General features: G+C 62.6%; 10 protein-coding genes. 9 read left to right on the forward strand and 1 reads right to left on the reverse strand.

Annotation, left to right across the window (positions count from 1 at the left end; translation table 11 throughout):
- Positions 1–34: 34 nt before the first annotated feature.
- The 8 genes from AC6H4Z_RS06615 (at position 35) to AC6H4Z_RS06650 (ending at position 9,099) form a co-directional block, all read left to right on the forward strand.
- Positions 35–1,432: a serine hydrolase domain-containing protein gene (locus AC6H4Z_RS06615; RefSeq protein ID WP_497545954.1), complete on the forward strand. Its 1,398-nt coding sequence runs from the start codon at positions 35–37 to the stop codon at positions 1,430–1,432.
- 10 nt (positions 1,433–1,442) lie between these two features.
- Complete coding sequence (locus AC6H4Z_RS06620; protein ID WP_497545955.1) at positions 1,443–2,351, forward strand: M55 family metallopeptidase; 909 nt, start codon at positions 1,443–1,445, stop codon at positions 2,349–2,351.
- A 220-nt stretch (positions 2,352–2,571) separates the two neighbouring features.
- The gene (locus tag AC6H4Z_RS06625; RefSeq protein ID WP_497545956.1) at positions 2,572–3,159 is read left to right on the forward strand and encodes a DUF4337 domain-containing protein; all 588 of its coding nucleotides are present in this window, start codon (positions 2,572–2,574) and stop codon (positions 3,157–3,159) included.
- A gap of 26 nt (positions 3,160–3,185) precedes the next feature.
- Positions 3,186–4,541 (forward strand): MFS transporter, encoded by a 1,356-nt coding sequence (locus AC6H4Z_RS06630; RefSeq protein ID WP_497545957.1) that lies wholly within the window; start codon positions 3,186–3,188, stop codon positions 4,539–4,541.
- A gap of 102 nt (positions 4,542–4,643) precedes the next feature.
- Complete coding sequence (locus AC6H4Z_RS06635; protein WP_497545958.1) at positions 4,644–5,897, forward strand: FecR family protein; 1,254 nt, start codon at positions 4,644–4,646, stop codon at positions 5,895–5,897.
- 24 nt (positions 5,898–5,921) lie between these two features.
- Entirely contained in the window at positions 5,922–6,404 is a 483-nt protein-coding gene (locus AC6H4Z_RS06640; RefSeq protein WP_497545959.1) for a hypothetical protein, read from the forward strand.
- A gap of 60 nt (positions 6,405–6,464) precedes the next feature.
- On the forward strand, positions 6,465–7,361 hold the full coding sequence (locus tag AC6H4Z_RS06645) for a PP2C family protein-serine/threonine phosphatase (RefSeq protein ID WP_497545960.1): 897 nt from the start codon (positions 6,465–6,467) through the stop codon (positions 7,359–7,361).
- 4 nt (positions 7,362–7,365) lie between these two features.
- On the forward strand, positions 7,366–9,099 hold the full coding sequence (locus AC6H4Z_RS06650) for an N-acyl-D-amino-acid deacylase family protein (RefSeq protein WP_497545961.1): 1,734 nt from the start codon (positions 7,366–7,368) through the stop codon (positions 9,097–9,099).
- Here AC6H4Z_RS06650 and AC6H4Z_RS06655 read toward each other — a convergent pair whose 3' ends face one another.
- Positions 9,100–9,501, reverse strand: coding sequence for a response regulator (locus tag AC6H4Z_RS06655; protein ID WP_497545962.1), 402 nt, complete (start codon positions 9,499–9,501; stop codon positions 9,100–9,102).
- Positions 9,502–9,639: 138 nt separating this feature from the next.
- Between AC6H4Z_RS06655 and AC6H4Z_RS06660 the strand changes: the two genes are divergently transcribed.
- Positions 9,640–11,880 (forward strand): M20/M25/M40 family metallo-hydrolase, encoded by a 2,241-nt coding sequence (locus AC6H4Z_RS06660; protein WP_497545963.1) that lies wholly within the window; start codon positions 9,640–9,642, stop codon positions 11,878–11,880.
- Positions 11,881–11,947: the final 67 nt, after the last annotated feature.

An 11,947-nucleotide genomic window follows, 5' to 3' on the forward strand; every position in this document is an offset into this window, starting at 1 on the left:
GACGGGAGGGTTTACTCGCTGTCTCTTTGGCTCCATGAAACGCTCCCACATTGCGGCCGCGCTGCTCGTTGCCGGCGTGAGTGCCGCCTCCGCCCCGGCCGTCGCACAATCCGTTGTTCCGTCGCAGCTCGACAGCATCATCCGCAAGACCGTCGCCGACAAACACCTCGTCGGTCTCTCCGTCGGCGTCATGCAGGACGGCAAGATCGTCCTCGCCAAAGGGTACGGCGTGAAGACGCTCGGCACCACCGACTCGGTGACGCCCCGCACGATGTTCGCCATCGGTTCAGTGACCAAACAGTTCACATGCTCGGCGATCATGATTCTCGCCGACGAGAAGAAGCTGTCGCTCACCGATCCGGTGTCGAAGTACTTCCCGAAACTCACGCGCGCGAAAGACATCACGCTCGTCGATCTCGGCGGGCACCTCTCGGGCTATCGCGACTTCTATCCGTTGGATTTTGTCGACAATGAGATGCAGAAGCCGGCGACGGCCGACGCGATCATCGAAGAGTATGCGACGCGTCCGCTCGATTTCGAGCCACGGTCGCGCTACTCGTACAGCAACACTGGTTTCCTCATTCTCGGACGAGTGGTCGAGAAAACGAGCGGACAGACGTTCGGTGATTTCATCACGAAGCGCCTGTTCACGCCGCTCAATCTGACGCGCACGGCGTTCGAGCCCACGTGGAGTGCGACGAACGACATGGCCAAGGGCTATTCGTCATTCGGATTGGCGCCGCCGATTCCCGTGCCGCCCGAAGCAAAGGGCTGGGCAGGCGCAGCCGGTGCGATTTGGTCGACGCCGACAGACTTGCTCAACTGGGATCGCGCGCTCGTCGAACACAAATTGATTTCCGCGCAGTCGTACGCCACGATGACTACGGCACGCCGACTCACCGATGGTCGGAGCAGCGGCTACGGCTGCGGCGAAGGCGTCAACGATCGTGCGCAGTCGATCACGCTGTCCCACGGCGGCGCGGTGAGTGGCTTCATCGCGCAAAATACTGTCATCCCGGCGACGAAGTCCGCGGTGGTCATGCTTGCGAACACCGATTTCGCCGCAGTGGGTGCGCTCAATCAGGAACTCGTTGCGAAGCTGATGCCGCAGGTCGACATCCCGCTCGTCAAAGGTGTGGCGGCGATCGACGCGGCTCGTACGATCCTCGCGGGACTCGAGAAGGGAACCGTCGACCGTGCGACGCTCGCTGTCGACTTCAACGATTACCTCACTCCCGCAAAACTCTCCGCGGCCAAACAAGCGCTCAACGCCCTCGGTCCAATCAAGAACATTCGCGTTGGCGGCACCGGAGAGCGTGGCGGCAGCGAGGTCACGACCATCCTGTTCGATGCCGGCACCACACCGGCGCGCGCCGTCATGTTCCGCACGCCGGCTGGCAAGGTCGAGCAGTTCCTGCTTTCGAGAAACTAGAATCCAACTCATGAGAATCTCATTTCGTTCGTCGCTGGCCGCGCTCGCACTATGCGCGGCCGCGACGTCAGTCAGCGCGCAGCGTCCGCTCAAGGTCTACATCTCGGCCGACATGGAGGGCATTACCGGCGTTGCGTCGGCCGATCAACTCGGGCCCACGAGCTTCGAGTATCAGCAGGCGCGCCAATGGATGACCGGCGAAGTCCTGGCGGCGATTCAGGGCGCGCGCGAAGCTGGCGCTACTGAGTTCGTGATCAGCGATTCGCATGGCAACGGAGAGTCCCTGCTGATCGATCGCTTCCCCAGCGATATCCCAATCACCATCGTGCGGTCGTTTCCGCGACCGCTTGGAATGATGGAAGGCATCGATTCCAGCTTCGCGGCGGTGATGTTCGTCGGCTACCACGCGTCAACGTCGAGCCTTACCGGCGTTCGCGCGCACACGATGTCGAGCGCGCTGCTCACGCGCATCGCGATCAACGGAACGTCGATGTCCGAAGCGGGCGTCAATGCCGCAATCGCCGCGGAGTACGGCGTGCCAGTCGTGATGATCACGGGCGACGATCAGATCGTCGCTGAGTCGAAGCAGCGCTTTGGACCAATCGAGGGCGTTGCCGTCAAACGCGCGATCGGATTCCACTCCGCGGCCACGATCACGCCCGAAGCGGGTCAGGCGTTGATTCGGCAACACGCCAAGATCGCGCTAGGACGGCGCGCCGAGATGCGCGCGTACAAAATGGCGCGACCGCTGTCGCTCGAAGTGTCGTTCAAGAACTATCGGCCAGTCGAGTTGCTCGGTTACCTGTCGAACGTTCAGCGCATCGATTCACACACTGTGCGATATGCGCCGCGCGACATGGTCGACCTGTCGAAGTTCCTCGAGTTCGTGACGAACTACGATCCGACGACGACGCCGTAGCTCGCGCTAGCCGCGGCTCCATTGCACGGCGCAACTACCTGGCACGAATGACACGAATGTAAACGAATCGAACCAAACATTGACGCGGTGGAGAACCGCCTCGCACACGGTTTCATTCGTCTGCTATTCGTGTCATTCGTGTTTAGGCAGTTGCCGGGGGTCGTACAAAGAAAGAACAATCCACGCTGTCGTCGAGCGCGGTTGAGCCTATTTTCGCGTCATGGAAATCGATCCGATGGAAGCCGCCGATTCGAATGACCGGGAACACTCGCGGCTCAACGCGTGGGTGGCGATCACCGTCGCACTGCTCGCGACCTTCATGGGCATTTGCAAAGTCAAGGACGACAACATCGTTCAGGCCATGCAACAAGCGCAGGCCGACAAGATCGATCACTGGAGCTTTTACCAGGCGCGCAACATCCGGCAGGAAATCGGGGCGGCCACGCTCGCTCAGTTGACCATTACGCGCGCAGTAGCCGCACCGGCGCAGCGGCCCGCTGTCGATTCGGCGATTGTCAAATACAAGGCGCTCGTGGCTGATCAGGCGGCGAAGAAGGACTCGCTCCGTATTCAGGCGGAAGCCGACCAGAAGACTTACGATTCGCTCAACTACCGCGACGATCAGTTCGATCTCTCCGACACGCTGATCGCGTTGGCGATCTCCATGCTTGCGCTCACGGCCCTCACACGAAAGCGCTGGCTCTTCTGGGCTGCCATGGTGCCTACGGCGCTCGGAGCGCTCATGGGACTCGCTGGCCTACTCGGTTGGGCACTGCATCCGGATTCGATCAGTCGATTGTTGTCCTGAGCCGTTCCGTATTGCAGTATTGGGCCATGACGACACCGACTGTTTCTGCTGAAGGCGCCGCGGCGATTCCGGCGACCTCCGTAGACCGAAAGATCTGGAGCGTGATCGCCGCCTCTTCGGCCGGCACGGTCATCGAGTGGTACGACTTCTACATCTTCGGCAGCCTCGCGGCAGTTCTGTCTGGAGTGTTCTACCCGGAATCGAATTCCACGATTTCGCTGCTCAAATGGCTGGCGACGTTCGCGGCCGGATTCGCCGTGCGGCCTTTTGGCGCGATCGTCTTTGGCCGCGTCGGTGATCTCATCGGTCGAAAGTACGCGTTCATGATGACGCTGCTCATCATGGGCGGCTCGACGGCGGCGATCGGTCTGCTTCCGAGCTACGCGGCGATCGGTGTCTTCGCGCCGATTCTCCTCGTCACGCTTCGCTTGTTACAGGGACTCGCGCTGGGCGGCGAGTACGGCGGAGCGGCCATCTATGTCGCCGAGCATGCGCCGGACGGAAAGCGCGGTTACTACACGTCGTTCATTCAGACCACGGCGACGCTCGGCCTGTTCGTGTCGTTGCTCGTGATTCTGGCGACCAAGCACTCCATGTCCGATGCCGACTTCAAGGCGTGGGGCTGGAGAATTCCGTTCCTGTTGTCGGCAGTCTTGGTGGTAGTGTCGTACTACATTCGCCAGCGCATGTCCGAGTCGCCGCTCTTCGCCAAGCTCAAAGCAGAGGGCAAGACGTCGAAAGCGCCGATCAAGGACAGCTACGGCACGGCCGAGCGATGGAAGGTGTTCTTCATCGTGCTTCTCGGAGCCACGGCGGGTCAGGCGGTCGTATGGTATACGGGCCAGTTCTACGCGCTCATTTTCCTTCAGACGATTCTGAAGCTGCCGCTCGACACGTCTTACGAGATCGTGGCGCTCGGCCTGCTGCTGGGCACGCCGTTCTTCGTCGTGTTCGGATCGCTCTCCGACCGGATCGGCCGTAAGAAGATCATCATGGCTGGATGCCTGCTCGCGGCGGTGACGTACATCCCGATCTATCACGCCATGTCGGCCGCGGCAGAGCCGCTGCAGTTCTGGAAAATGGTCGGGCTGATCTTCATCCAAGTGCTCTATGTGACGATGGTTTACGGCCCGATCGCGGCGTTCCTCGTGGAGAGCTTCCCGGCCAAGATCCGGTATACGTCGATGTCGCTCCCGTATCACATGGGCAACGGATGGTTTGGCGGCTTCACGCCGGTCATCGCGACGTCGATCGTGGCGTCGACCGGGAATCGCTACGCAGGACTTTGGTTTCCGATTGCTGTAGCGGCCACGACCTTTGTCGTTGGCGGTTTCCTGCTCAAGGAGACCAAGGATTTGCAGATTTGGAACGAGGTCGACTGAGGCGGCGACCCGGGTGAGGTGACGAGCGGCAGGGCGGCTGCTCTTGCGACTGGTTGGCTGGGTGCCATGATATACGGCCCAACCGTCGAGCGGAGGCCGTAAATGTCGCCAGATGCCCGCACCGCCTCACCCAGTTCGCTGACGCCTTCGAGTTTTCTCATAGACGAGGCCGCGCTCAAACGACAGTTTGATGCGCAGTTCGACTCGTCACTCGCCAATGCCCGTGCGCAACTTGGCGACGCAACCGCGATGGCGCCGAAAGTCGTTGAAGGTGCGTTCGTGAGTGCGTGGAATCAGCGCACGACCATCGCGACTGCCGACCAACTCACCGTCGTCCTCAACGATGAGATCCGTCATGGCGCCGCGCGCGCACTGAGTCGACGCCACTCCGCGGGACGATTTGCCGGCAGCGGCAAACAGGCGCACAGCACGCACACCGCGGCCTCCGAGGCTTCTGCCGACGTGTGGGCAAACGTCGAGAAGGCGATTCACGCGTCGTCGACGTCGAGCGCGCACGAGGCACATGCGACGACCGGTCGTCACGAAGCCGCAAGCCACATGAAGTCCGTGGGCAAGCGACCGTCGTGGATGGTGCCGGTCGCGATTGGCGCGTTTGCCATCATCGTGTCCGTGGGCGGCATGCTGTACGTCGACCGACTCGGCGAAGACGATGGCGCGCTCGCGCTCGTGAGCTCGGCGGCGATCCAACCAATTTCCACGAACGCGGGTCAAATCGGATCGACCACACTCGGCGACGGTTCCAAGATGAAAATGGGGCCGGAGACGAAGGTGTTCATTCCGGACGCATTTCCGGACAAGGCTCGCGTGCTGAAGGTCGAAGGAACTGCCCAGTTCGACGTCGCGAAAGCTGCGGACGGAAAGGCGCTGCCTTTCCGAGTCATCGCCAAGCGCGTGCACATGATTGCGACGGGCACGAGCTTTGTCGTCTCGGCGTTTCCGAACGACAGTGGAATGATGGTGCGAGTCAAAGAGGGATCGGTGACCGTCAAGGCGGGCAAGACGGTAACGACCCTTGGGCCTGGTCAGGCGCTACTCGTTCAGAATAACGTTCCGCGTCAGCCGACGGCGGACGAGAGTGCTCAGGGATTTGGTTGGGTAGACGGACAAATTTCGGTGCAGCACCAGCAGCTTCGCACGGTGGTGGCAGCGCTTACTCGCTGGTTCAATTACGATGTAAAGGTGCCCGATTTGCCTCTTCTGGATCGCGATGCATCGATCAACGTGCCTCTCGATTCGAGCCGACTGGCGATTAGCCAGGTTGAGAAGAGTGCAAACGTCAAGTTCACGTACGAGGGCGAAACGAAGGTCTTCCGTGACGCCACAAAAAAGAAATAAGCAACCGATCTCTTGAGGACTTCCATGCGCCGCGCTGTTCCTATTCTGCTCGCACTTGCGTCACTAGCCGCGCCGCTGGCGGCTCAGGCTCCGCAGGCCCATCCCGATTTCTCGGGGAAGTGGGCACTCGATACGACGACCGCTCAGGGTCCGATGGCGCCGCAGTCGATGACGCTGCTGGTCACCCAGGACGCCAAAACGGTAAAAGTCGAGTCCGCGGCGACAACGCAGATGGGCGAGCAGAAGGGGACTTCGGTGATCAACCTCGACGGGACAACGTCGAAGAACACGATGACCACGCCGAACGGTCCGCTCGATCTCACGTCGATCGGCGGATGGGACGGCACCACGTTCGTCGTCACGAACAACGCACAGATCCAAGGACAGTCGCTGCAAATGACCGAGCGTTGGTCGATGGATTCTGGCGGAAAGACGCTTCACGTGGATCGCGCCGTGGCGGTCGCGGGTCAGAATTTCGACGTGAAGTTGACGTTCATCAAACAGTAGGATGCGCCACGAGTAGGCGCGGGTCTTCACATGGGTCTTCGCGGCTGGACCGCCACGCGCATGCCAAATTCGGTGGCTACTCCCGTAGCCCTCGAGGCCGGGCCTCGGCCGCTGGACAACGAGCTGGATCTCTTCGGCATCACGCATCCGGGTAAGGTGCGGCCCGAGAATCAGGATCATTTCCTGTTGTGTACCGTGCATCCGCAGGTGGTGGTGCACGGCACGAGTCTGCCGAACGTGGATCACCTGCCGCTCCGTGGTCAACGATTGGCCACGCTGCTTCTCGTCGCCGACGGGGTTGGCGGCACGTCGAGTGGCGGAGAGGCAGCGCGCGTAGCCGCGGAAACGATCACCCGGTACGTGACGTCGACGCTTCGCTGCTACCACACCGCCGGCTCGTCGCGCGACGAGGAGTTTCACGAATCGCTGCGGTCCGCGGCCCGCGAGGCACACGAGGCGGTGCGCGCCGACGCCGAAGTGCGTTCCGGCGCTGGCGACGGCGCCACCACGCTCACACTCGGCATCGTCGTCTGGCCGTGGCTGTACGTTCTCCAGGTTGGCGACAGTCGCTGCTACACCTATTCACACGGTACGCTGAGACAGGTCACGCGTGACCAAACCGTCGCCCAGTCGCTCGTGGACCAGGGGCTTCTCGCGCCGGACCGGGTGAAGGCATCGCCGTTCAATCACGTCCTGGCCAGCGCGATTGGCGCGGAAGAGTCGTCGCCAGAGGTGGCGCGCATCGACATTTCAGACCGCGATTCAGTCACCCTGGTGTGTAGCGACGGTCTGACGAAGCACGTCAAGGACGAGGAAATCGCCGAGTATCTGGGCGCAATGCGGTCGACCGAACAGGTGTGCCGAGATCTCCTACAGCTTGCGCTGGAGCGGGGCGGGCACGATAACATTACGATCGTCGCGGGGCGAGCTCCGCGCGCTACCTCAACCGGTCGGTAGACAAATGCTTCGTCACCTCCTGGTCGCGGCTCTTGCCGCGACGCTCGTTGGCTGTGCGAAAGATTCGCAGCCCGCTGCCGCTCCTGTTGCGCCCACTGCATTCGACGTCGTGATCTCCAACGGCAAGATCGTCGACGGAACGGGCAACGCCTGGTTCAATGGCGATGTCGGAATCGTCGGCGACCGGATCGCGCGCATCACGCCTGCGGGCGCCCTGAGCTCCGCTCAGACCAAACGCCGAATCGACGCCAAGGGCCTCGTCGTCGCGCCAGGCATCATCGACATCCAAGCGCAGTCCTATGTGCAATTACTCACGGGCGACAGCCGCGCCGTCAGTATGATCACGCAAGGTGTGACGACGATGATCCTCGGCGAGGGCGACAACTGGGCGCCGGTGAATGCTGGCGTGCTCGCGTCGGCAACGGCACAAGCGATCGACACGTCGCAGCAGCGACTGATGCCCAATTGGCGCGGTGCACGCGGCTTCGATGCGTGGTTCCGTGAGATGGAGCAGCACAAAATGGCGGTGAACGTCGGCTCGTTCATCGGCGCTGGAACGGTCCGGGCGTACGCCAAGGGCATGTCCGAGGGACCGGCGACACCAGCCGAGTTGGACACCATGCGCCGAGTGGTGCGCGACGCGATGCTCGACGGCGCGATGGGGGTGGGCAGTGCGCTCATCTATCCGCCGGGCAGCTACGCCTCGACGACGGAGCTGGTCGAGGAAGCAAAGGCGATGGCGCCGTTCGGCGGCGTGTACATCACGCACATGCGGTCGGAGGGCGATCGCCTGGTCGAAGCGGTCGACGAAGCGATCAAGATCGGAAAGGACGGCGGTGTTCCGGTCGAGATCTATCACCTGAAGGCAGCGGGCGTGAAGAACTGGCCCAAGGCGAAACAGGTGGTCGCCAAGATCGACTCTGCACGCGCGGCGGGGCAGGACGTGGCAACGGATCAGTATCCGTACGTGGCCGGCCAGAACAATCTGTCGTCGTGCATTCCCTCGTGGGCGCACGCCGACGGCAAGTTGCTCGACCGCCTGCGCGACCCGGCGACCCGGGCAAAAATCAAGAAAGAAATGACGGTCGAGTCGCCCGCCTGGGAGAGTCTGTGTCTCTCCGCGACGCCACAGGGCGTCGAAGTCGTCGGATTTAAGGTAGACTCATTGAAGAAATTTGAAGGCAAGCGATTGCCCGACATCGGTAAGGCGTGGGGAAAAGACTGGGCCGACGCGCTCATCGACCTGACGTTGGCCGAGAAGAATGGGCTGGGCCAGGTCATCTTCGTGGCGTCGGACTCGAACGTAGCAATGCAGGTCCGTCAGCCGTGGATGAAGTTCGGCACTGACGCCGAGGCGTTCGATCCCGCCACCGCGAAGATCGCCACGCATCCGCGCGCCTACGGCACCTATCCGCGGATCCTGGGCCGTTTCGTTCGCGAGCAGCATCTGCTCACGCTCGAGGACGCAGTTCGCAAAATGACGTCAGGTGTCGCCGAGCGGCTGTCGATTCGTGATCGAGGCACGCTGCGGGAGGGGAATTACGCCGACATCATGATCTTCGATCCGAACACGATCATCGACAAGGCGACGTATGAGGCGCCGCACCAACTGTCGGAAGGCATGAAGTGGGTGCTCGTGAACGGCGTACCGATCGTTGCCGACAGCAAGGTCACGGGCGACAAGCCGGGTCGGTTGGTGCGTGGACCCGGGTGGCGCGGTACCGGAGCGGCGAACTAGTTAGTGGCGCGGGTGCGACCGAATCGCTTCGCGCACGGCGCTGTAGAGCGATTCGGCGTGGAACGGCTTTTTGATGAATGGCACGTCGGAGCGGCCGATGATGCTGCGTTCCAATTCGCTCACGTCGCCTGACACGATCGCGACCGGCATGCCCGGGTAGACGTTCCTGATCTGATACGCCAAGTCGATGCCGGTCATTCCCGGCATCGTCACGTCGGAGAGGACGATGTCGATGTCGTCCGTCCCGGCAGCGAGTCGATCGAGCGCTTCGCTGCCGCTCGAGGCTTGAACGACGGCAAAGCCGCCCGCTTCCAGCATTCGTGCGATCGTCTGACGCGTCGGGTTGTCGTCGTCGACGACCAGGACTCGCTTGCCGATCTCACCGTTCGTTGCGTCAGCCATTCCATCTCCGCTTGGATACGTTGCTGCCTGTAGAATGATACGCGGACCGGCGAGCGCAAGACATCGTCGGACCTCTGACCCCTCCGCCAACTGCCAATCCATGGCCTGGGAGGGCGCCACCGGGTATCTTCGGCGGCAATGATCAAACGAATTCTTGCCGTTGTCGCGCTCTTGGCTCTCTGCGCGCTCGCCATCGTTCGAACCTCGCGCCCGCCCGCCCCCGCTCCCGCCACGTCTCCCGATACGGTTTTTTCGGCGGAACGAGCACTGCGTCACGTCGAGGAAATCGCCGTCCGGCCCCACGCGCTGGGTATGCCCGACCACGATCGGGTTCGCGACTACATAACGGCGCAACTCACCGCGATGGGACTGCACCCACAGGTGCAGGCGACGACCGGCGTTGGTACGCGATACCAGGACGTGGGGCGAGTGCAGAACATTCTCGCGTCGCTCCCTGGCAGCGACCCCAATGGCAAGGCCGTGCTGCTCATGGCGCACTACGACGGCGTCGAAGCCGGACCTGCAGCATCCGACGACGGCGCAGGTTCCGCTGCGCTGCTCGAAGTCGTGCGGGCACTCCGGGCGAGGAAGACGCCGTTGGCTCACGACGTGATCGTGCTGTTCACCGACGGCGAAGAGTCAGGTCTACTCGGTGCGGCCGCATTCGTGCGAGAGCATCCGTGGGCGAAGGACGTCGCGGTCGTCGTGAATCTCGAGGCGCGCGGCACCACGGGACGTTCGCTGATGTTCGAGACAGGACCCGGGAACCTCGGCGCTGCGCGCGCGTTGCGATCGGCTGGAAGTGTGACTGCCGGCTCCGTGTTCGCCGCCGTCTACCGCGTGCTGCCGAACGATACGGATCTGTCGGAATTCGCAGTGCTCAACCTTCCGGCGCTCAACTTTGCTTTTGCCGACGGGGTCGAGCGTTACCACACGACGCACGATGATCTCGCGCACCTGAATCCCGGCAGCCTTCAGCATCACGGCGATCAGGCACTCGCGTTGGCGCGCACGTTCGGAAACGAGACACTCCCCAGCCCACGCACCGGTGACGCGGTGTATTTCGATTTTCCGGTGGTCGGGCTGATCGTGTACCCAGAGTGGTTTGCGTGGCCGCTGGCAATCGCGGCGATCGCGCTCGTGGGTATTGTTGCCTTCCGCGAGCGACGCGGAGTGATTGCCGGGATCATCACGGCAATCGTCGGAGTGGTCGTCGCCGGCGCGGTCGCAGGTCCGCTGTCGAACTGGATGCAGCTGTTGCAGTCGAGAATGCCGTGGGGCGGGGAACCACAATGGAGCGTGGTGTATGTCTGCGCGCTCGGACTCTTCGCCGCCGCGATCGCGCTCGCGTTTTACGCGCTCGCCCGGCGGTGGGCATCGGAACGCGGCCTCGATGCCGGTATCCTCGTCGTGTGGTTGATCATCGCTGTCGCGCTGACGGCGAAAGCGCCCGCGGCTAGCTATCCCTTCGTCTGGCCGCTGCTCTTTGCCGCGACCGCTATGATTGCGCCCAAGGATTCGTTCCTTTCCACGGCGCTCGGATGGATTGCTGCGTCGGTCGGTATCGTCGTCGTGTTGAGTCTTGCGTATGGAGTGTCGGGGGTGATGCTGGGCGTTGCAGGCGTCGGAGCAATGGCGCTTGCTGTGCTTGTGGCACTCACCGCGTTGTTGGTCGCGCCCCAGATCCGACCGATCGTTCGCGACAGTGCTGATTTCGGAGCGGCGACGCTCGCGGTTGCGGGCGTCCTGCTCGTGGTCGTTGGTCTCTTTGCGGTTCGACGGAACGCGGACCACCCGTGGCCGACGGCGCTCGCGTATGTCCAGAATGCTGATTCGGCGGGTGCGTGGTTGGGCACGATTGGACGATTCCGCGATCCGTGGACGCATGCGGCCCTGGGCGACGTCGGCGCTGGCCCGGCATGGGCGAACCGAACGTTCCAGGGGCTCGTGCCCTTTGCCGGTAGGCAGGTCACGCGCGTGCCGCTCGACGCGCCAAATGCCGCGTTGGTGCGTGATACGCTGATCAACGGAGCGCGACGCGTCGTGCTTCGTGTCACTGCGCCGCACGGGACGACGGCGCTGTTGATGCGCGCCTCGGGTGCGAAGGTGTCGACGTCGTCGATCGATGGACGCGTGGTCGATACGACTCGCTACCGTCGCCCTGGCAAGGATTGGGAAATGCAGTACTGGGCGGTTCCGGATAGCGGCGCGATCGTGGCCCTCTCCATTCCGCCCGGCTCGTCAATCGACTTCGAGATGACGGCTCGGCAGCCAGGCATCCCGACGATCCCCGGCGTCACCATTCCGCCGAGGCCGGAGTCGGTCGTGCCGGCGCAGATGGGCGACGCGAGCTATGTGTACAAACGGTTCCATTTCTGACGCAGGCCGTCCTAACAAGATGCTGACCCGGATGTGGTAGCGACCCCGGTGTACACACGGCATTTTG

The sequence above is a fragment of the Leucogemmata humicola genome (assembly GCF_055379415.1).